Below are 20,415 nucleotides of genomic sequence, written 5' to 3' on the forward strand. Positions count from 1 at the left end.
CATACGGAGGGAAAACGCGGGAACAGCGGGTCAGTTGGCGCCGTGACCGGGGGCGATCGTCTCGACGCGCTCCGCGAGCTCGAAGTCCTTCTCGGTGACGGTCCCGCCGGCGGAGTGGGTGTTCACGGACAGGGCCACGGTGTTGTAGCCGAGGGTCAGGTCGGAGTGGTGGTCGAGCTCCTGCTGGATCTGGGCCACGTGCACGACGAGGGCGGTCGCGGCGAAGTGGTCGCCGAGCCGGTAGGTGCGGGAGAGACGGTCGCCTTCGACGGACCACCCGGGGAGCTCCCGCAGACGGTCCTCGATCTCCTTCTGCGACAGCGGCTGTGTGGGCACGATGATGCTCCCTCCGGTCGGTGGTGCGCGGTGACGGACAGGGTCCCCCGGGGAAGCTACCCGGGTCCCCCTCTGGGATACCGTCTGGCCATGACAACTGTCGTGAGCGACACGGGGGTAGGGCCGCTGCTGCGCGGTTGGCGTGAGCGGCGGCGGCTGAGTCAGCTGGAGCTCGCGCTGCGCGCCGACTCCTCGGCGCGGCACATCTCGTTCGTGGAGACGGGCCGTTCCCGGCCGAGCGAGGAGATGATCCTCCGGCTCGCCGAGCACCTGGACGTGCCCGTCCGCGAGCGGAACGCGCTGCTGCTCGCCGCCGGGTACGCCCCCCGGTACACGGAGTCGCCGCTCGGCGCCCCGCACCTGGAGGTGCTGCGGGAGGGCATCGAGCGGCTGCTGCGGGGATACGAGCCGTATCCGGCGTTCGTGGTGGACGGCTCGTACACGGTGGTGGCGGCCAACCAGGGCATCGGGCTGCTCCTCGACGGGCTGCCGGAGCATCTGCTGGCCCCGCCGCTGAACGCGATGCGGCTCACGCTCCACCCGGAGGGCCTCGCGCCGCGGATCCGGAACCTGCGGGAGTGGCGGGGGCATCTGCTGGCCCAGATGGAGCGGCAGATCGCCCTGGCCCGGTCGGAGGCGCTGCGCGAGCTGTACGAGGAGGTGGCGGCGTATCCGCTGCCGCCGGGCGCGGAGGAGGAGAGCGCGCCGGACGCGGAGCCGTATCCGTACATCGCGCTGCCGATGCGGATCGAGCACGACGGGCGGATCCTGTCGTTCGTGTCGTCGATCTCGACGTTCAACACGCCGATGGACGTGACCGTCGCCGAGCTGGCCATCGAGACGCTGCTCCCGGCCGACGCGGAGACGGTCGCGTACCTCCAGTCCCTGGCTGCGGCGGTCAGCGAGTAGCCGCGACGGCGCGCAGGGCGGTCCACTGGAGCAGGGCGAAGCCCGCGACGGTGGCCGCCTGCATCGGCGTCCACAGGAGACCGGCGGTGGTCGGCTCCAGCCAGGCGAAGAGGGCGACGACGCTCAGGACGGCCCAGAGGGCGTTGAGGTCGATGACGAGCTTCACGCCGAGGGCCGGGGGCTGCGGGCGGCTCGCGAGCCAGGCGACGCCCGCGGCGTACGCGGTGAGGAAGACGCCGAGTTCGAGCAGGAGGGCCGCGTCGATGCCGAGGAGCTCGCCGAGGGGGCCGGAGGCGGTGAGGTAGGCGAGTCCGTTGGCCCCGGTGACGACGGCGTCGAGGGCGAGGAACCGACGGATCGCGGACTGCGGTCGGCTGGTGCGGGCGAGGCCGGTGAGCAGGGCCTGGGACATGGCGGATCACCCTCCATTGGGGGACGTTCGGGCTGGTGGTGGGTCCGGAGCCCGAGCGGAGTGCGCCGCCCGGGTTCCGGTGTTCATGAGCATGCCGCGCCGCCCGGTAGGGGTCGATTACCTGCGAAGTAATGCCGGGGTGGTGCCCTGGCGGTTCCCGGGGTCGGGCCGGACTCCGGACGGCCGTGTCGCCCCGCCCCCGGCGTGAGTAGTCTTCGCGCCGGGGTGGCCGGGACCGGTCCCCCGGAGGGGGAGACACACATGGCATGGAACAGGGAACGGGCCCGCATGGTGGCCACCGCGGACGACCACAAGGTGACGCCCGCGGAGCTCTTCTTCGACCTGGTGTTCGTGTACGCGATCACGCAGGTCACCGCGCTGATGGCGGCGCATCCCGCACCGGTGCGGGTGGTCGGCGGGATGGTCGTGCTCGCGCTGCTCTGGTGGTGCTGGTGCTGCTTCGCGTGGCTGGGGAACGTCGTACGGGCCGACTCCGGTGGCGTGTTCGCCGTCCTCGTCACCGTCATGGCCGTCGTCCTGATCGTGTCGCTCGCCGTGCCGGACGTCTTCGCGAACGCGCGCGGCGGGCTGTCGGCGCCGCTGGTGTTCGTCCTCTGTTACGGCGCCGTGCGCGTCCTACACCTGGCCTCGTACTGGGTCTCCAGCCCCGGGGATCCCGGGCTGCGCGCCACCCTGCGCCGCACGGCGCTGGTGTCCGTGCTGCCGCCGCTCGTCCTGCTGCTGATCGGCAGCGCGTACAGCGGCAGGGTCCAACTCCTGCTGTGGCTCGGCGCGGTGGCCGTCGACTACGGCGGCATCTACGTCACCGGCTCCTCCGGCTGGCGGGTCAACTCCCCCGGGCACTTCGCCGAGCGCCACGGCCTGATCGTGATCATCGCGCTCGGCGAGTCCATCGTGGCGATGGGCGTCGGGGTGGCCGACTTCCCGCTCACCTTCGCCGTCCTCGGCGCCTCGGCGGCCGGGCTGCTGCTCGCGGCCGGGCTGTGGCGGCTGTACTTCCGGCAGTTGGGCGAGGCCGCCGAGCACGGGCTCGCCGGGCTCGACGGCGACGACCGCACCCGCTTCGCCCGGGACGTGTACACCTTTCTCCACCTGCCGCTGGTCGCGGGCGTCGTGCTCTGCGCGCTCGGCATGAAGAAGGTCCTCCAACAGGTCGCCGACACCGGCCACTACGGCCTCGCCGAGCCGCTGCACGGGGTCGTCGCCTGGTCCCTGACCGGGGGCGTCGGCGTCTACCTGCTCGGCGCCGCCGCGATCGTGCTGCGCACGACGGGCCGGCGCCCGACCGCCCTCGCCGTCGGCGGGGTGTGCTGCCTCGGCGCGGGCCCGCTCGTCGGCCTCGTCCCGGCCCTGCCGGCGCTCGCGGTCCTCGCCACCACGACGACGGTGCTCGTCACGCTGCACGGCCGGCGGAGTCCGGAGGCGCTCACGGCGGCGGAGGCGTAGGAGGGGGTCTGCCGGTCAGGACCCGCCCGGTCATGTCGTTCAAGGTCCGGCTCGAACGGAAGCTGACGACACACGCGTTCACGGTGCCGGCCTGACAGCGGGTGACCCCGCTCGCGGGGCCGTTCCGCTCAGTAGGCCGCCTTGCGGTGGCGGATGAAGACGCGCAGGCGGTTCGTGTCGGCGGCGGTCCAGTGGGGCGGCGGCAGGACGGCCGCCCAGCCGTCGACGGCGCCGGCTCCGTACCGGTGGCCGTGCGGGGCGTCGACGCCGTAGGAAACGGTCATGTCCACGGAGGTCTGCCAGAAGGCGACGAAGGGGAACCAGCTGATTTCGGGGGTGACGTCGGGGCCGAGCGGTTCGTCGAGCCACTCGGGGCGGTCGAGGAGCAGTTCGGGCGACCACCAGACGACGGGGTCGGAGGCGTTCTGGAGGTAGACGGCGCGCGGCCGTTCCCAGGTGGCGGCGGGGCGTTCGAGGTCGGTACCGGGGAACTGGGCGAAGCGGATGTGGGCGCCGCCGCGGTACTCGGGGCGCCAGACGGGGCTGCCGGGGTCGCGGTCGCGGCGGATCTCCCGGGAGATCGGGGAGAAGTGCGGGGCGCCCATCAGGAGGGCTCCGTCGGTGCCGGCGAGGAGCGCGTCGGCGGTGCCGAAGGAGGCTTCGACGGCGTAGGCGCCGAGGCTCTCGCCGGTGACGACGAGCTTCGGCCGCCGGTCGGCGGGGAGGGTGTAGAGGCGGGCGCGGACGGCGTCGAGGAGGGCCCGGGTGGCCTGTCCGGCCTTCTCCTTGTCGACGAGGAAGGAGACCCAGCTCGGGAGGTACGAGTACTGGACGGCGACGATCGCGGTGTCGCCGCCGTACATGTACTCCAGGGCCTCGGCGACGTTCGGGTCGATCCAGCCGGTGCCGGTGGTCCCGGCGACGGCGAGGACGGCCCGGTCGAAGGCACCGGTCCGTTCGAGTTCGCGGACGGCGAGGCCGGCCTGGGCTGCCAGGGGAAGCTCGTCCGCGAAGGCGGCGGGCAGCGCGGAGGGTATGTAGACGCGGACCGGGTCGCGGGCGGCCCGGCCGGTCCAGGCGGTGAGGGCGGAGCGGGTGGGCGTGGAACCGGTGAAGTTGCGGCCCTGGTAGCCGAGGTCCTGCCAGGGGATGAGGGAGCCGGGGCCGCCGGAGACATGGCGGGACGCGGGGCGCCGGATGCCGTCCTTGGTGCCCCCGTTGGTGGCCTCGGCGATGCGGTCGGCGATGTCGACGACGCCCCGGTCGAAGACGACGTCGCGGACTCCGACGAGGACGACCAGGGCGGAGAGGGCCGCGCCGACGGCGAAGGCCACGGGCCGCGGCAGGAGCCTGCCGAGGAAGCGGATCAGGGTGACGGCCCCGAGGCGTACGGAGCGGGCCACGAGGAGCGCGGCGAGGAGAAGGCCGAGGGCGATCAGCGCGATCATCGGCGTGTGCCAGGTGAGGGTGGGCGGGAGGCCCTGGAGGACCCGGAGCTGACGCTGCATCCGGGCGCTCTCGGAGATGAGCCAGACGGCGAGGACCGGGCTGAGCAGCCAGTACGCCTGCCAGCAGCGGGTGCGGACCCGCTCGCCGGGGCGCCGGCGCACGAGGACGCGGAAGAGCCAGGCGAGTGTGGAGCCGAGGGCGTAGCCGATGGCGGCGGTGATGCCGCCGACGATCCCCTGGAGGAACCAGGGGCGGGGCACGAGCGAGGGCGTGAGGCTCGACCAGAAGAAGACGGTGGCTAAGCAGAGCGCGGTGAGGTCGGGCCAGCGGCGGATGCGGTACGCGGGGTCCGGGCGGTCCCAGTAGGGGCGCCGCGCGAAGTCGAGGAGCCGGGCGGCGGCTCCGGCGCCGGTGGTCGCGCCGGTGCCGGGGCCCGGGCCGGACGCGGGTCCGGCGGACCGATCGGGGCTGGTTTTCCGGTCGGTCGAGGTCATCGGATCAGCCTCGTACGTCCGTACACCGGTCCGCAAATCTTTTCTCCGCCGGGTCCGCGTCAGGCCCGTGGTCGGGTCCGTGCCGGGGCCCGTGGCCGGGTCCGCGTCGCACCCGTGGTCGGGCCCGTGGTCGGGTCCGTGGTCGGGTCCGTGCCGTCAGCGGGCGGTGTCCTCCCGGGGGACGGGCGGCTCGGTCACCGGGGCGGGTGTCGGTTCGGCGGGCTCGGCGGAGCGGCGGTCGGTGCGCTGGGCACGGGAGGCCTCGGCGCGCAGGAGGGCCTGGAGGACGGCGTACGGGTCGACGGGCATGGCTGAACTCCTCGTGGGGGGGGTGATGTGGGGGCGTGCTGCCGGGAGGTGCGGACCTCTCAGCAGCGCATCACCTCGCGCCGGGGCGCGCCGCCGCGCGGGGCGGGTACGGGAGCGGGGCCGGTGGTACGGGAGCGCCGTCGGGCGGTACGGCGGCGGCGCGCCGGGGCGGGCCGGACGCGCGTGCGGTGCCGCCTGGCGCGGCCGGGGAGTCCCGCCTCGGCGGCGGCCGGGTCGACCGTCTCGCCGCCCGTGTCGGAGGCCGGGGCGGCGGCAGCGGCGCGGAGCTCGGCGCCGCCGGGGAGGGCGTTGGCCGTGCCCGCGCCGAAGAGGGCGGTGAGGATCAGGAGGAGCGCGACCCACCGGTGTGCGCGCGGCGCGGGGCGCGTCCGGCGGCCCGCCGGGATGGCGGGTTCCGCGGTCGGCTCGGGCACGGGGCTCACGGAGATGCGTACTGCCCCGCCGGGGCGGGTGCGGGACGCTCCGGAGCCGAGATCCGCCCGGGCGGCCTACGCCTCGGGCCCCGGATTCACCGCACCGGCCGCGCGCTGCTTGCGGGCCGACATCCACGCGTAGACGAGCACGCCGGCGAAGAGGAAGAGGACGCCCTGGTAGACGGCGGCGTAGCCGGAGCCGGCGACGAGCCAGAGGGAGAAGCCGAAGGCGGCGAGGGCGAGGACGGCGTCGCGGACGAGGCGGGAGCGGTGGACGCGGTCGGCCTGCCCGGAGATCAGGAAGTAGAGCTGCGCGGCGGTGGACAGGAGGTACGGGACGGTGGCGGTGAAGGTGGTGACGAGGACGAGGATCTCGAAGACGCCCTGTGTGCCGGCCGTGTAGTTGTAGACGGTGAGCAGGGAGGCGAGGACGACGGTCACGCCGACGCCGACCGTCGGGACGCCGCGCCGCTTGTGGGCGAAGACCTTCGGGAAGAGTCCGTCGCGGGCGGCCGCGTACGGGGTCTGGGCGCTGAGCAGCGTCCAGCCGTTGAGCGCGCCGACCATGGAGACGAGCGCCATGCAGGCGATGGCGGTTCCGCCCCAGGAGCCGCCGAACATGACGTTCACCGCGTCCGAGAAGGGGGCGGAGGAGTCGACGAGCCGGTCGTGGGGGACGGTGCCGAAGACGGAGAGCGTGCCGAGGAGGTAGATCGCGGCGGCGCCGAGCGTGCCGAGGATGGTGGCGCGGCCGACGTTGCGCCGGGGGTCGCGGACCTCGCCCGCGCTGACGGCGGCGGACTCGACGCCGAGGTAGCTGAAGAGCAGGATCGCGGCGGAGGCGGAGACCGCGCCGAGGGCGCTGCCCTCGCTCGCCTGGAAGGGCCCGAGGTTGGCGCTGTCGAAGAAGAACAGGCCGCCGACGGCGACGAGCAGCAGCGGCACGAACTTGAGGACGGTCGCCACGAGCTGCACGGCGCCGACGTACCGGGTGCCGGCGAGGTTGGCGAGGGCCGGGAGCCACTGGAGGACGAGCGCGGCGGCGATGGTGGCGGCCTTCGACTCGTGGACGGGGATCAGGACGTCGAGGTAGCCGACGGCGGCGACGGCGAGGGCCGCGTTGGAGACCCAGGTGGTGATCCAGTACGACCAGGCCGCCAGGAATCCGGCGAAGTCGCCGAAGGCCTCGCGGGCGTACACGTAGGGTCCGCCGGTCATCGGGAGGCGGCGGGCGAGGCGGCCGAAGACGAGGGCGAGGGCGATCGCGCCGAGGGTGAGGACGCCGAAGGCGACGAGGCTGATCGTGCCGTAGGGGGCGACGGAGGCGGGCAGCAGGAAGATGCCGCCGCCGATGATGTTGCCCATGACGAGGGCGGTCGCGACGGGGAGTCCGAAGCGCCGGGCGTGCCGGCTCGCGGGAGCGGAGCCGGGTCCGGCGGGAGCCGTGTCGGGTCCGATGGGAGCGGTATCGCGTCCGGCGGGAGCGGTGTCGCGTCCGGTCTGTGGAGTTGTGGCCGTGCTCATGGGGTGGTGCGCCTTCCGTCGTACAAGCGCGGACATCGTCCGGTAACGACGAACAAGCGTCCAAATCAGCGGTTTTTGTCCCGTGCGACCCCGTCACCAACCGGAAGATCTGATTCCGATCGGCGGGTGGGCGGGGAAATCTCCAGCGCCGGTCCCAGCGGCACCTGCGGGCCCGCGGACTCGCGCAGCCAGCGCCGCAGCACCCGGTGGACCCGCTCCGCGCCGACCAGCTCCTCCCCCGCGCCGACCGGCGCCGACAGCTCCGGCGGAGACAGCAGGAAGGGGTGCGACTGCTCGCCGCCGAGCCCGCCGTGCGAGCCGATCTGCTCCTCGAAGGCGTGCACGGTGCCGGTCGCCGGGTCGTACATCGAGTTGACCATGACGTCCGCGACGTGCGGGAAGCCGTCCGTACGGCGCACGGCGTCCGCCGCGCCCCGCCCGAAGACGGCCAGCGGCCCCTCGTCCGCGAGCTCCGCGACCGGCACCTCCACGCCGTCGCGGCCGAGGACGAGCGAGCCGTGCTCGGCACTCGCCACGAGCACGAAGCCGACGCCCGGGTGGTGGGCGAGGGTGCGCAGGAGCGCCGGGTGGCGGCGGTCGATCTCCTCGCGGGTCATCCGGTGCGGCACGTCGGGGAAGGAGATCAGACCGAGGTTGCCCGAGGCGAGGACCACCGGCTCGGACGGCTTGGCCGGCAGCTCGCGCGCCGTCTCGCCGTTCTCGTCCAGCGGCCGGTGCAGGGCGCTGCGCAGCGCGTCCCTGGCCGCGTCGCGCGCCTCGGAACCGCTGCGGGTGCGCCGGACGCGGCGCGGCACCGGCAGCCCGCACCCGGCCCGTACGAGCTCCTTGAGCGAGAGCCCGTACGCCGACTCGAAGGTCTCCCCCGGGCTCTGCCCGTGGTCGGAGAGGAGCACGATCCGGTAGGGCCGCGGGGCGTGCTCGGCGACGGTCGCGATCAGCGCGATCGCGCGGTCGAGGCGGCGCAGTACCTGGTCGGTGTCCCGGCCGTGCGGGCCGGAGTGGTGCGCCACCTCGTCGTACGCGACGAGGTCGGCGTAGACCGCGGTCCGCCCGGCCAGCATGTCCCCCATCACGGCGGCGACCACCACGTCCCGCTCGACGACCGTCGCGAAGGCGCGGACGAAGGGGTACGTGCCGCCGCGCGAGACCCGCGGGGTGTCGCGGCGCAGCAGCGCCCGCGTCGACTGGCACATCTCGCGGACGCACTCGGTGACGAGCGAGCCGGCGGTGCGGACCGCGTTGGCCGGGTCGGAGAAGTAGGCGAAGTAGCCGGCCCGGGAGCGGTTGCGCCGGCCGCGCCGGGCGGCCATCGACAGGACCAGGGCGAGCTGGTCCGCGCCGCCGCTGAAGAGGTTGCCGCGGGATGCGCCGTCGACGGTCAGCAGCCCGCCGTCCCCGGTGCGGCGCACGGCCCGCCGCTGGAGCTCCAGGGCGCTCGCGGGGCGGTTGGACACCATGAGCCGGCCGGTGTCCTTCTCGTACCAGCGGAAGGCGGGCACATCCTCGTTGGAGCCGTGCAGGATGCCGAGCTGGCTGGCGCCGGTCTGGCTGGACCAGTCGGTGCGCCAGGGGGTGAGCCGGTGGCCCGCGTCGAGCCAGCCGGCGACGGTCGGCATGAGCCCGTCGGCGACGGCGGCGCGCAGCACGTGGTGGCCGACGCCGTCGAGCTGGAGGAAGACGGTGCCGGGGTCGGCCTCCGGCGGGTCGCCGGGGTCGCGGGGCCGGGTGCGGCCGGTGAGCCGGTAGAGGCGGCGGCGGTAGGCGTCGTCGTCGCGGACGGCGAGCGCCGTGGAGGTCGCGGAGGCGACGGCGGACATGACGGCGGCGACCACGACGGCCGTCTCGGGGTTGGCGGCGCCGCGCCCGTCGGGGATCAGCCAGAGCGCGACGAGCAGCAGCGAGCCGTTGAGGAAGAAGACCAGCACGCCGAGGACGAGCGCCGGGACGAGGAGGAGGGCACGGACGATCAGCGGCCACACGAGTGCGCCGAGCAGACCGAAGACGCCCGCTGCGGTGGCGGCGGTGACGGCCGTCCTCGTCATGCTGTCGCCGTCGGCGGACTGGAGTTCGAAGTCGGGCAGCAGTCCGGCGAGCGCGAGCATGGTGAGGGTGGACACGGCCCAGACCACGGTCATCCGCATCACCGCGTTCCCCGCGGTCCGCCAGCCGCCGGCGCCACCCCATCGCCCGTCTCCCACGCCCGATTCACCTTTCGCCCGTTTCCTTCCCCAAGCGTGGCACAACGCCCACGGTCAAGGCGGAAAACGGGTGACGGCGGAAGGCCCGGGTGTGTCAGGTCGCGTGCCTGTGCGCCGCACGGTGCGGAAGGGGCGGGAGGAGTCGTACCCCGCGATGGCGAAGGGTCAGGAGCCGTCGTACCCGGCGGTGGGCATCGAGAGCCGGCGGTGGACGCCGGCCTTCGCCGCCGTGTCGTACGCCGGTTCGTCGAGGCCGACGGTCTCGACCCGCACCCCGCGGCGCTCGCACTCGGCGCGGAAGCCCGGCACCGAGGTCAGCGCCCGCGCGAGGACCCGCTCGTTGGCGGCGACGAAGAGGTCGACCTCGCCCGCCTCCACGTCCTCCCACAGGGCCGCGTGGTCGGGACGGATGCCGTAGAAGAGCAGCCGGCGGGCGAGTACGTACCCCTTGTCGACGGCCCAGCGGGCGCACAGCTCGTGCTGGCCGCGCGTGTCCACCAGGAAAGGGTCGCTGTCCAGCTCTTCGAGCGGGGTGAGGCTGGCGATCGCCGCCACCCGAACGTCGTCCATGGACCGACCCTACTGGGGAACGGGACGGCCGAACATCCTCCGGAGCACGCTCCGGACATTTACCCTCGTTACGGAGTTACGGAACGGTCGCGGACATCGGGACGCGGCGGCCGGAGCCCGGGGGCGGTAGGCGGAGAAACGGAAGGCGGCATGCCGGTGGAGGTCACCTGGTGGGGTCACGCGACCTGCACGGTCGAGGACTCCGGGGTCCGCTTCCTCACCGACCCGCTGTTCGCGCGGCGCCTCGCGCACCTGCGGCGGCGGCGCGGCGAACTGCCGTCGCCCGAGGCCGCCCGCGCCGAGGCCGTCCTCGTCTCGCACCTGCACGCCGACCACCTGCACCTGCCCTCGCTGGCCCGGCTCGCGCCGGGGACCCGGATCGTCGTGCCGCGCGGCGCGCCCGCCGCCGTACCGGGGCTGCGCAGGCTCGACGGGAACGGGCTTCGGCTCACCGAGGTGGAGCCGGGCGACACGGTGACGGTCGAGGGCGTGACGGTACGGGTCGTGCCGGCGCTCCACGACGGGCGGCGGCTGCCGCTCGGACCGCACCGCTCCCCCGCCCTCGGGTACGTCGTCGAGGGCGAGGCGCGGACGTACTTCGCCGGGGACACGGGTCTCTTCGACGGGATGGCCGAGGCGGTGGGCCCGGTGGACGTGGCGCTGCTGCCGGTGGGCGGCTGGGGGCCGTACCTGGGCCACGGCCACCTCGACGCCGGCCGGGCGGCCGAGGCGCTCGCCGCACTGTCACCCGCGGCGGCGGTGCCCGTGCACTACGGCACGTACTGGCCGATCGGGCTCGACGGGGTCCGGCCGCACGAGTTCCACGCGCCGGGGGACGAGTTCGTCCGGCACGCGGCACGGCTCGCGCCGAAGGTGGCGGTGCACCTGCTGGCCCACGGCGAGCGGGTGCGGCCGGAGGTCGCCCGGTGATCGACGGACTCGTCCGGATCGCCGGGGCGGTGCGCGAGCTGCCGCCCGAGTCGACGCAGCAGGCCGTCGGCTACCCCTCGCTGTTCCTGCTCGTGGCGCTCGGCGCGCTGGTGCCGGTCGTGCCGACGGGCGCCATCGTCAGCTCGGCGGCGGTGGTCGCCTTCCACCAGACCTCGCCGCTGTCACTGCTCTTCGTCTTCCTCGTGGCGGCCTTCGCCGCCTTCCTGGGGGACATCGCGCTGTACTGGCTCGGACAGCGCGGCGTCCGCTCCCGGAACGGCTCGCGGTGGCTGGCCGCGCTGCGGGGCCGGGTGACGCCGGAGCGGCTCGCGCAGGCGCAGGAGCGGCTCGACAGCCATCAGGTGTCGGTGCTCGTGCTGTCCCGGCTGGTGCCGGCCGGGCGGATCCCGGTGATGCTCGCGTGCCTGCTCGCGGAGATGCCGCTGCGGCGCTTCGCACGCGGGGACGCGGTGGCGTGCCTGGCGTGGGCGGCGACGTACCAGCTGATCGGGATCCTGGGCGGTTCGCTCTTCCCGGAGCCGTGGCAGGGGGTCGTGGCGGCGGTGGGCCTCACGGTGCTGTTCAGCGCGGCCCCGGCGCTGTGGCGGCGGATACGGGGGTCTTCGGGGAGCGGCGCGGGGTCCTCGGGAGCTTCGGTTGACTCGGACGCCTCAGGCGGCTCGGGTGCCTCAGGCAGCTCGGGCAGCTCGGGTGCTTCAGGCAGCTCGGGCGGCTCGGGTGCCTCGGGCCCTTCAGGGGCTTCAGGGAGCGAGCACTCGTGAGGCGCCGACCGGGAGGTCCCACAGGTCCTCGCGGGGCAGTCCGGCCTTGTCCCAGGCGGCCCTGACCCGGGTGAGGGGTTCCAGGACGGGTTCGGAGGACAGGACGAAGGTGGCCCAGTGCATGGGGGCCATCCGCCGCGCGCCCAGGTCCTGATGGGCGCGGACCGCCTCCTCCGGGTCCGTGTGGACGTCGCTGAGCCACCACCGCGGGTCGTACGCCCCGATCGGCAGCAGCGACAGGTCGATGCCGGGGAAGCGGCGGCCGATCTCGGCGAACCAGTGGCCGTAGCCCGTATCCCCCGCGAAGTGGACGCGCCGCCCCGACGGGTCGGTGAGCACCCAGCCGCCCCACAGGGAGCGGCAGGTGTCCAGGAGGGTGCGCTTGGACCAGTGGTGGGCCGGCACGAAGTCGAAGCGCACGCCGTCGAGTTCGGCCGCCTCCCACCAGTCGAGCTCGGTCACGCGGCCGAACCCGCGCCGGGAGAACCAGCGTCCGAGCCCGGCCGGGACGAACACCGGGGTGTGCCGGGGCAGTCGCCTCAGGGTGGGGGCGTCGAGGTGGTCGAAGTGGTTGTGGCTGATGACGACGGCGTCGACGGGCGGCAGGTCCTCCCAGCGGACCCCGACCGGGGTGAGCCGGGCGGGGGTGCCGAAGATGCGGCGGGACCAGACGGGGTCGGTGAGGACGGTGAGCCCGCCGAGCCGCAGGATCCAACTGGCGTGCCCGGCCCAGGTGACGGCGAAGGTGTCGGGTCCGGCGGGCGGCAGCGGCCCCGGCTCGAAGGGCAGCAGGGGGATGTCGCGGAGGCCCTCGGGGCGGGGGCGCACGGCGCCCTCGCGGGCCAGCCTGGCCATCGCGCGGACGCCGGGGAGGGGGGCGGTGAGCCGGTCGACGAAGGTCCGGGGCCAGTCCTCGCGCAGCCGGCCGATCGGCTGGAGCAGGGAGGTGGGGGGCGGAGCGGGGGTCTGAGCCGGATTCGGGGCGGGGGCGGGGGCCGCGGGGGGATCGGAGGGGTACGGGGCCTGGGCGGGGTGTGCCGTCCGTTCGGTCATCTGCGGGCTCCGTTCTGCGCGGCTCGGGCGGGAGGGGTGGGGCGGACGGGAGGGGACGTACGGCTCATCGGAGTTCCTCCAGGGCTCCTCCGAAGTCCGCCAACGCGCGTGCCACATGTGGGAGTTCTTGGGGATTTCGGGCGCCGAGGGTCTCGGCGCGCTCCTCGTCGGTGGCGCCCAGGAACATCTCGGTGCCGAACCGGACGCGCAGGGCGCCCAGTTCGTCGCCGAAGCGGTGGCCGCCGGGGACGGGGGCGCCGAGCCGGGCGGTCAGGTGGCTCTCCAGCTCCAGGGAGTCGGTGACGCCACGGGCGGCGAGTCCCGACCTCAACCTGCCGAGATCCACGTACAGATGACGTCCCGCCTGCGGCGGCCGGGACAGCGCCCCGGCGGCGAGGGCGGTGCGGTGCGCGGCGGCGGCGAGCCGGCCGTGGACGGTGGCGGCGCGCCGGACCCGTACGGTCACGTCCTCGGGTTCGTCGAGGGCGTGGGCGGCGGCGGGGGCGACGGGTCCCGGGACGACGGCGCCGAGGGCGGTGAGCACGTCGAGGACGCGGGCCCTGCGGTCGGTCCAGCGGTCGGCGCGGGACGGGTCGGTGGGCGGGAAGCGGGCGACGGCACAGGGCCAGGCGGCCGGGGTGAGGGGGGCGCCGCCGAGGTCGGCGAGGACGGTGACGTCGTCCGGGCACATCTCGGCGGGGCTCAGGAGCACGGTGTCGTGCGGGTGGTGGAGGGTGTCGCGCCAGGTCTCGTCGCTGATGATGTGGAGCCCCTCGGCGACGGCGGCCTCGCAGGCCTCGCGGACGATCTCGGGCGGGGCGACGGTGGCGGTGGGGTCGTCGGCGACGGAGAGCATGACGACCCGGGGATCCCCGCCCTCGGCGCGGACCCGCCTGACCGTCTCCAGGAGGGCGTACGGGTCGGGAATGCCGCCGCATTCGGCGGGGGTGGGCACGTGGTAGGCGGGGCGGCCGAGGAGGCGGGCCTGCGGGGTCCACCAGGCGGGGCAGGGACGCGGCAGCAGGAGGTCGCCGCCGTGCGCGGCGAGCAGGGCGAGGAGGAGGGCGGGGGCGCCGGGGGCCGCGACGACGTCCTCGGCGTGCGTCCGCAGGCCGCGGCGCCACCAGTAGCCGGCCGCCGCCTCCCGCAGGACGGGGCCGCCCCCGGGCGGCTCGGGGGCGGCACGTCCGGCCGCGGCGGCGAGGAGGGCGGCGAGCCCGGGGAGGACGGGCAGTCCCGCGTCGGGCGCGGGAGGGCCGTAGCGCACCGGGCCGCGGGCTTCCGGAGCCGTGTGGCGCATGTCCCGTACCTCCTGAGCGCACGGGGGCACCGGAACGGCACCCCGAGCCCTTTATACGAAGATCCGGGCGATCTCGCCGCTCAAGCAGGCTTGGTACGGCGCTTCAGGCGACGGTCACCGCGTGGCGTACGACCGCGTTGAAGAGGTAGCCCTGGGTGTTGTGGACGGCCCGCTCGGGCTGGGTGTTGCCGGCGGCGTCGGTCGTACGGGACAGCAGGGTGGCCGGGCCGGTGCGGTGGGGGCGCCACGGCACGGTCCAGCGGACCCAGCCGTTGCGCCTCGGGGTGTCGAGGAGCCGGGCCCGCCGCCAGTGGGTCCCGCCGTCGGTGGAGACCTCCACCGAGCGGACGGGCGCGTGGGCGGACCAGGCGCGGCCGGTGAGCCGGTGGACGCGGTCGGACTCCAGGGTGGCGCCGAAGGGGAGTTCGTACGCGGACTTGATCGTCTGGACGCCGATCGGCTCGCTGCCGCCGGACGGGTGGGCGGGGCCGAAGAGGCGGTACCAGTCCGTGGACCAGGGCGAGGTCAGCGGCCGTGTGGAGACCTCGATGTCGCCGAGCCATTTGATGGAGGCGATGCCGACCCAGGAGGGCACGACGAGCCTGACGGGGTAGCCGTGGTCGTACGGGAGCGGCTCGCCGTTCATCTCGTACGCGAGGAGGACGTCGTCGAAGGCCTTGGCGACCGGCAGCGGGCGGCGGACCCGGCCGAAGTCGACGCCGCCGGAGACGTACGGGTCGTCGAGGCCGCGCGGCTGGAGGGCGACGGCGTCGCGGGCGATCCCGGCGCGTCGCAGCACGTCGGAGAGGCGGACGCCGCGCCAGCGGGCGGCGCCGACGGCGCCGAGGGTCCAGGAGGTGCCCGTGACGGGCTCGCCCTGCTGGCTCGTGTAGAGACTGCGGCCGTTTCCGGCGCACTCGATCAGGGCCGTTCGGGTGACGGAGGGCAGGTCGCGGAGCTGTCCGTAGGTGAAGTGGACGGGGGCGCGGCCGTGGAGCCCGTCGCCCCAGAGCGTGAGGCGCCAGTCGGCGGCGTCGAGGACGGGGGTGGTGGTGTGGTTGCGGACGAAGAAGCGGTCGTTGGGGGTGAGGAGGCCGGTGTCCGCGAAGGAGTCGAACCGCGCCTCGGCGTTGGTGCCACGGACGGTGAACCACTCGGGCGGGAGCGCCTTGACGATCCCGGGCGCGGCGGCCCCGCTCGCGGGTGCCGCGAGTGCGCGGGCGGGTGCGGCGGCGGCGAGCCCGCCGAGGGCGGAGACCGCGGGGGCCGCCGCGAGCAGCTTCAGGAGGGAGCGGCGGTCGGGCGCGGGCGAGTACGGCACGGGACTCCTCGGCACGTGGGGCGGGTGGGCCACCGGGCGGCGGCGCGGCCGATCCTAGGGGCGGGGAGGGGGCCTGGACGGTGCGTTCATCGTGCTGTCACACACGGATACGTCAGGTCGGGGCGTGACCGGGAAACGCGGGGGCAGGAAAATGCGGGGGCGGTTCTCGGCCTTTCCGGCCGAGAATGCGGCATGACGACCGCGATACGTGAAGCGACCCCAGACGACGCGGCGGCCCTCGCCGCCGTACACGTCCTGTCCTGGCGGGCCGCCTACAGCGACCTGCTCCAGGGTCCGTACCTGGACGCCCTGGACCCGGAGGAGCGGGCGGCCGTGTGGCGCGCCCGCCTGGCGGCCCCGGACCGGCCCACGGTCCTCCTGGCAACGGGAGACGGCGGGCGGGTGGTGGCCTTCTCCTGCTTCCGGGCGTGGCCGGAGGAGACCTCCGACGAGCCCGGCGGGTCTGGCGCCACCGGTGTGCCCGACCCCGCCACCACGGCCGAGCTGGCCGCGCTGTACGCCCTGCCGGAGGTGTGGGGCACGGGCGTCGGGCGGGAGCTGCTGGCCGCGTCCACCGAGGCCCTCGCGGTGGCCGGGTTCCGTACCGCCGCCCTGTGGGTCTTCGCCGGGAACGCGCGGGGCCGGCGGTTCTACGAGGCGGCGGGCTGGCGGCCCGACGGCGCGAGCGTCCGTGACGTCACCGGCGGGCGGGAGCTGGAGGAACTCCGTTACCGGCGGGAGCTGTTCACCTGACACCCTGTCCACATTCCAAGACGTGGGTCTCACTATTCGGCGGGAGTGCGTACGGTGAAGGAACGCACCCACACCGAGGGAGTCGCTTCCATGACGCATGCCCCCGCCCCGAACGCGGCCCACGAGACCGCCGTCTACACCCACGGCCACCACGAGTCCGTCCTGCGCTCGCACAGCTGGCGGACGGCCGCCAACTCCGCGGCCTACCTGCTGCCCCAGCTGCGCGCGGGCCTGGACGTCCTGGACGTGGGCTGCGGACCCGGAACGATCACCGCCGATCTCGCCGCGCTGGTGGCGCCCGGCCGGGTCACCGCGGTCGACGCCGCCGAGGACGTCCTGGACAAGGCTCGGGCGGTCGCGGCCGAACGGGGCCTGGAGAACGTCGCGTTCGCCGTGGCGGACGTCCACGCCCTGGACTTCCCCGACGACTCCTTCGACATCGTCCACGCCCACCAGGTGCTGCAGCACGTCGGCGACCCGGTCCAGGCGCTGCGCGAGATGCGGCGGGTGTGCCGCCCCGGCGGAGTCGTCGCGGCCCGCGACAGCGACTACGGCGCCTTCGCGTGGTTCCCCGAACGCCCCACGCTGGAGAGGTGGTTGGACCTGTACCACCGGGTCGCGCGGGCCAACGGCGGCGAACCGGACGCCGGGCGGCGGCTGTTCTCCTGGGCCCGCCAGGCCGGCTTCACCGACGTCACGACGACGGCGGGCACCTGGTGCTTCGCCACGCCCGAGGAGCGGGCCTGGTGGAGCGGCCTGTGGGCGGACCGGACGACCGCCTCGGTCTACGCGGAGCTGGCCGTCTCCGGCGGCCACGCGACCGCCGCCGAGCTGACGGCGATCGCGGAGGCCTGGCGGGAGTGGGGCGAGCGGGAGGACGCCTGGTTCATGGTCCCGCACGGCGAGATCGTGTGCCGGGTGTCCTGACGGCCCTACCCTTGCCCCTCCCCACCTCACATCAGCTCGGGCGCATCCTGAACTCGTAGGCGAACGGCAGCGGTTCGTCGGTGCACTCCGACCAGACCTCGCCGAGGATCTCGGCGCCCTCGCGCAGGTCCGCGACCTCGAAGCCCGCGTCGAAGACGGCGCGGGCCTCGCCCGTCCTGCCCTCGGCGAGGAGCAGCCGGGCCTCCAGGAGCCGGAAGGCGCCCCTCTCCCGGACCTCTTCCGGCAGCCGTGCCCACAACTCCCTCGCGCGGCCGGTCCGTCCGGCGGCGAGGAGCGCGACGACGGCCTCCCGGCCGAGGGCGGCGGCCACCACCTCGTCCTCGGCCGCCCGGTCGGCATGGTCGGCGAAGGCCTCGGCGAACCGCTCGGCGGCCCGCGCCGGGTGCCCGTCCTCCCGGTCGGCGACGGCGAGGCAGTACAGCAGCGGCCAACGCACCGCGGCCTCGCGCAGTCCGCGCTCCCAGCTCCGTACCGCCTGGGCGCGGTCTCCGGCGTGCCACTGGGCGATGCCGAGGTGGTACTCGGTGGACGGGTCCGCCGGGGCGGTCTCCAGCATGTCCCGCCAGGGCGCCGAGACCAGCGGCGCACCGGGCGCGGCACCCTTCTCGGGGACCGGCAGAACTCCGGTGTCCAGGAGCGCGCGCCAGGGTTCCTGCTCCGGTCCGAGCGTCGACTCGGGAAAGGGCGTACCGGGCAACACGTGCTGTCCGCGCAGGACTTCGAGAGCACCCCAACCGGAGCCGACGGCGAGGACGGTCTCCGGCTCGGCGTCGGCGGCCTGCTCCCGCCAGGCCGTGTACGCCGCGTCGACCGCGGAGCGGGGCAGCGCCGCCGCGAGGCCGCTCTCGACCGCGGCGCGGGCCGCGTCCCAGTCGCCGCCGAGCGCCGCGGCGGGCTCGGCGGCGAGCGGTCCGTACGCCTCCAGCCAGCTGAACTCCGCGCCGCCCGGCAGCTCCAGGTGCTCCAGCTGGGTGCGGGCGAGGCCGGCCTGGATCTCGGCGTAGCCGGGGGTGCCGGGCTCGGTGAGCCACTCCTGCCAGCGCCGGCCGCCGCGCTCGCGGCCCCACACGAAGAGCTTGCGACCGCGCAGCGGGTCGGTGGAGGTCTGGACGAGGCCGGTGCCGTCGGCGTCGAGGGCGGCGATCCAGCGGCGCTGCCCGTCGGGCAGGTCGTAGAACCAGTCGGCGGCGTGGTCGGCACCGCGCGGGTACGAGCGGTCGGCGCCATCCTCGGCGACGGGGAAGTCGACGCGCCGCAGCCCCCGTTCGTAGCCGTGGTGCCAGGCCGAGTCGGCGGGGGCGATGACGCGACGGTCCTCCGGGACGGCGATGTTGGACCACCAGTAGACGGGGGCGGGCCGCTCGTGGGGGTTGCGGACGCGGACGGCCGCGTGGAGGAAGTCGGAGCCCTCCGGGAGCCAGAGGTCGACCTGGAAGGGCAGGTCCCGCAGGCGCTCCCACTCCCAGAGCCGGAGCATCGGGCCGCCGTCGGGCGCGCGGACGACCGCCGCGTGCAGGGGTGAGCAGGAGAGGGTGGTGTGGCCGGTCGCGCCGATGTTCCACTCGATGCCGCCGGAGAACCAGGCGCCGTTGAGGGCGAAGGCGGCCGGCTGGAACACCGGGTTGCGGTAGAGGAGTTCGCGCCCGGTGGGCTTGTGGTGGAGGGAGTGGACGCGGCCGCCGAGGCCGGGGAGCACGGTCGCCCGGAGCCGGTCGTTCTCGATCACGATCGCGTCGAGGTCGGTGGGCGTGCGGGCGCGCCCGTAGCCGTCCCGTACGGGGGCGGGCAGCAGGCTGCGCAGGGGCGCGCGTCCGATGCCCCGGGCCATGTCGCGCGGGAGTTCCGCGAGGGTCTGTTCGTCGACCGCGTGGGTCCCGTCGTGGGTCCGCAGGGCGGGCAGGGGGTTGTCCGGGCCCAACGGGGCCGCGGGCAGCGTCAGTACGGCACGTCGTACGGTCGTCATCCACCCATGGAACACGCCGGGGCCCGTCCTGACCAGGGGCTCTCACGCCGTACTGTGGAAGACCGGTGCCGCCGCGGGCGGCGGGGAACAGCGGAGCGGGGAGTACGGGGAATGGGTACGCAGCACACTTACCGGGTCATCGTGCGCGGCACGTTCGACGGGCTGTCGGAGGAGAGCCGGACCCGGCTGCTCGCCGAGGTGGACGCGCACGGGCTGACCGCGATGCAGTTCACGGAGGAGGGCTCGCTCTCCTACGACCGGACGCTGAAGCACTTCTCGTACCGGCTGGTCGTCGTCTCCGACGCGGCGGACGGCGACGAGATGGCGGGCGCCCTGGCGGAGGACCGGGTGGAGACGGCGCTCAAGGAGCTCGGCCACGGCTACAAGGCGCTGCGCTCGACGGTGACCGACCTCGACACGATGAAGATCAACTACAAGCGCTGACGCACGGCGGCCCGGTCGGCCGCGGCCGACCAGGCGGCGCGATCCGCTGTGGAGAACGTACGGACCTGCGCCTGTACGGCGCTGCCGCCCCTCCCCGTCGCCCGTGCACTCTCAGCCGAGGAGTGTGGTCAGGATCAGTTTGTAGAAGACGAGGTAGGCCAGTAGCGAAAAGGGAATGGCGGTCAGGAGGGTCAGCGCGCGTTCTCTGTGGGTGCGGCCCATGAGCAGCGGCACGAGAACCAGAACGGCGAGGCAGGCCCATGCCTCGGAGACGTAGTGCAGAACCCAGGCGTAGTGGATGGCTTCCGTGCCGAAGACGCCCGCCAAGGCGGCAAGGCCGATGACGCGCCGGCGCGGGCTGTTGCCTCGCCATCCAAAGCCCGCCACCCCGAAGAGGGGGCCGGCGATGAACGCCATGCCGAGCCAGACGAGGGGAGCGAACAGAGAGCCCATGCCGTCGCGCGCGACCTCCGCGTAGGCGTAGTAGCCGACGACGAGACCGGACTCGGCGAACAGGCCTGCAACGGCGGCCGCGGGCAAGCCGACCTGCCGGGCCGGCAGCGCGCCTGCGACGAACGCGGCGACGGACCAGACCGCACCGGAGTTGGCGATCTGATTCCACGTACCCGGAAGCCAGCCCTGGAACAGATTGGTCAGGACGCCGAGAAGGAGTCCTCCGGCGAATGCCGACGCCGTCGCGTGGCCCCAGGCTCTTCCGCTCCTATCGGGCGCCGAGGCGATGACCGGGGACGCGCTCATGGTGGTGCTCACTTCTCTGTCGCGGACTGCGTGGCTCAC

The 20,415-nt window shown here is 74.5% G+C and carries 20 protein-coding genes; 7 read left to right on the plus strand and 13 right to left on the minus strand.

Annotated elements, in window-relative coordinates; translation table 11 throughout:
- Positions 1-30 precede the first annotated feature (30 nt).
- Positions 31-336 (minus strand): 4a-hydroxytetrahydrobiopterin dehydratase, encoded by a 306-nt coding sequence (locus tag ASC82_RS14705; protein WP_056647174.1) that lies wholly within the window; start codon positions 334-336, stop codon positions 31-33.
- A gap of 90 nt (positions 337-426) precedes the next feature.
- On the opposite strand from ASC82_RS14705, the gene ASC82_RS14710 reads away from it, so the two are divergent.
- Positions 427-1,245, plus strand: coding sequence for a helix-turn-helix transcriptional regulator (locus ASC82_RS14710; RefSeq protein ID WP_024761575.1), 819 nt, complete (start codon positions 427-429; stop codon positions 1,243-1,245).
- On the opposite strand, the gene ASC82_RS14715 is transcribed toward ASC82_RS14710, so the two are convergent.
- Positions 1,235-1,657 (minus strand): hypothetical protein, encoded by a 423-nt coding sequence (locus tag ASC82_RS14715; protein ID WP_056647176.1) that lies wholly within the window; start codon positions 1,655-1,657, stop codon positions 1,235-1,237. The two genes, ASC82_RS14710 and ASC82_RS14715, sit on opposite strands and share 11 nt — an antisense overlap.
- 261 nt (positions 1,658-1,918) lie before the next feature.
- On the opposite strand from ASC82_RS14715, the gene ASC82_RS14720 reads away from it, so the two are divergent.
- Positions 1,919-3,124 carry a low temperature requirement protein A gene (locus tag ASC82_RS14720; RefSeq protein WP_056647178.1) on the plus strand — a complete coding sequence of 402 codons (1,206 nt, stop codon included), beginning with the start codon at positions 1,919-1,921 and terminating at the stop codon, positions 3,122-3,124.
- Positions 3,125-3,252: 128 nt separating this feature from the next.
- Here ASC82_RS14720 and ASC82_RS14725 read toward each other — a convergent pair whose 3' ends face one another.
- The 6 genes from ASC82_RS14725 to ASC82_RS14745 form a co-directional block, all read right to left on the minus strand.
- The gene (locus ASC82_RS14725) at positions 3,253-5,067 is read right to left on the minus strand and encodes an alpha/beta-hydrolase family protein (RefSeq protein WP_056647180.1); all 1,815 of its coding nucleotides are present in this window, start codon (positions 5,065-5,067) and stop codon (positions 3,253-3,255) included.
- A gap of 156 nt (positions 5,068-5,223) precedes the next feature.
- Positions 5,224-5,376 (minus strand): hypothetical protein, encoded by a 153-nt coding sequence (locus ASC82_RS30375; protein ID WP_157863466.1) that lies wholly within the window; start codon positions 5,374-5,376, stop codon positions 5,224-5,226.
- Between the two features lie 59 nt (positions 5,377-5,435).
- A complete protein-coding gene (locus ASC82_RS14730) occupies positions 5,436-5,810 on the minus strand; it encodes a hypothetical protein (protein WP_242427657.1) in 375 nt (124 codons plus the stop codon).
- Between the two features lie 75 nt (positions 5,811-5,885).
- Entirely contained in the window at positions 5,886-7,334 is a 1,449-nt protein-coding gene (locus tag ASC82_RS14735) for an amino acid permease (RefSeq protein ID WP_056647185.1), read from the minus strand.
- A gap of 65 nt (positions 7,335-7,399) precedes the next feature.
- On the minus strand, positions 7,400-9,496 hold the full coding sequence (locus ASC82_RS14740; protein ID WP_056647187.1) for a phage holin family protein: 2,097 nt from the start codon (positions 9,494-9,496) through the stop codon (positions 7,400-7,402).
- A 222-nt stretch (positions 9,497-9,718) separates the two neighbouring features.
- Positions 9,719-10,123, minus strand: a complete 405-nt coding sequence (locus tag ASC82_RS14745) for a recombinase family protein (protein ID WP_056647192.1) — start codon at positions 10,121-10,123, stop codon at positions 9,719-9,721.
- 150 nt (positions 10,124-10,273) lie between these two features.
- On the opposite strand from ASC82_RS14745, the gene ASC82_RS14750 reads away from it, so the two are divergent.
- Both ASC82_RS14750 and ASC82_RS14755 read left to right on the plus strand, forming a co-directional pair.
- Complete coding sequence (locus tag ASC82_RS14750; protein WP_056647196.1) at positions 10,274-11,053, plus strand: MBL fold metallo-hydrolase; 780 nt, start codon at positions 10,274-10,276, stop codon at positions 11,051-11,053.
- Positions 11,050-11,835: a VTT domain-containing protein gene (locus ASC82_RS14755; protein ID WP_056647198.1), complete on the plus strand. Its 786-nt coding sequence runs from the start codon at positions 11,050-11,052 to the stop codon at positions 11,833-11,835. The genes ASC82_RS14750 and ASC82_RS14755 overlap by 4 nt, the downstream gene beginning before the upstream one ends.
- Here the strand turns inward: ASC82_RS14755 and ASC82_RS14760 are convergent.
- From ASC82_RS14760 to ASC82_RS14770, 3 genes are all read right to left on the minus strand, one after another.
- A complete protein-coding gene (locus tag ASC82_RS14760) occupies positions 11,815-12,888 on the minus strand; it encodes an MBL fold metallo-hydrolase (RefSeq protein WP_056647200.1) in 1,074 nt (357 codons plus the stop codon). The genes ASC82_RS14755 and ASC82_RS14760 overlap by 21 nt on opposite strands.
- 64 nt (positions 12,889-12,952) lie before the next feature.
- On the minus strand, positions 12,953-14,188 hold the full coding sequence (locus ASC82_RS14765; protein WP_056647203.1) for an aminotransferase class I/II-fold pyridoxal phosphate-dependent enzyme: 1,236 nt from the start codon (positions 14,186-14,188) through the stop codon (positions 12,953-12,955).
- 103 nt (positions 14,189-14,291) lie between these two features.
- Positions 14,292-15,509 carry a sulfite oxidase gene (locus ASC82_RS14770; protein ID WP_056647206.1) on the minus strand — a complete coding sequence of 406 codons (1,218 nt, stop codon included), beginning with the start codon at positions 15,507-15,509 and terminating at the stop codon, positions 14,292-14,294.
- Positions 15,510-15,701: 192 nt separating this feature from the next.
- Between ASC82_RS14770 and ASC82_RS14775 the strand changes: the two genes are divergently transcribed.
- Together ASC82_RS14775 and ASC82_RS14780 are read left to right on the plus strand one after the other, a co-directional pair.
- Positions 15,702-16,262, plus strand: a complete 561-nt coding sequence (locus ASC82_RS14775; protein ID WP_056647210.1) for a GNAT family N-acetyltransferase — start codon at positions 15,702-15,704, stop codon at positions 16,260-16,262.
- Between the two features lie 90 nt (positions 16,263-16,352).
- The gene (locus ASC82_RS14780) at positions 16,353-17,189 is read left to right on the plus strand and encodes a methyltransferase domain-containing protein (RefSeq protein ID WP_056648557.1); all 837 of its coding nucleotides are present in this window, start codon (positions 16,353-16,355) and stop codon (positions 17,187-17,189) included.
- A gap of 31 nt (positions 17,190-17,220) precedes the next feature.
- Here the strand turns inward: ASC82_RS14780 and ASC82_RS14785 are convergent, their stop codons facing one another.
- Positions 17,221-19,173 (minus strand): DUF5107 domain-containing protein, encoded by a 1,953-nt coding sequence (locus tag ASC82_RS14785; RefSeq protein ID WP_056647213.1) that lies wholly within the window; start codon positions 19,171-19,173, stop codon positions 17,221-17,223.
- Between the two features lie 111 nt (positions 19,174-19,284).
- Between ASC82_RS14785 and ASC82_RS14790 the strand changes: the two genes are divergently transcribed.
- Entirely contained in the window at positions 19,285-19,617 is a 333-nt protein-coding gene (locus ASC82_RS14790; RefSeq protein WP_056647215.1) for a DUF6204 family protein, read from the plus strand.
- A 111-nt stretch (positions 19,618-19,728) separates the two neighbouring features.
- On the opposite strand, the gene ASC82_RS14795 is transcribed toward ASC82_RS14790, so the two are convergent.
- On the minus strand, positions 19,729-20,376 hold the full coding sequence (locus tag ASC82_RS14795) for a DUF6518 family protein (RefSeq protein ID WP_107105897.1): 648 nt from the start codon (positions 20,374-20,376) through the stop codon (positions 19,729-19,731).
- Positions 20,377-20,415: the final 39 nt, after the last annotated feature.

It is taken from the genome of Streptomyces sp. Root431 (genome assembly GCF_001426585.1).
Lineage (GTDB): Bacteria > Actinomycetota > Actinomycetes > Streptomycetales > Streptomycetaceae > Streptomyces > Streptomyces stackebrandtii.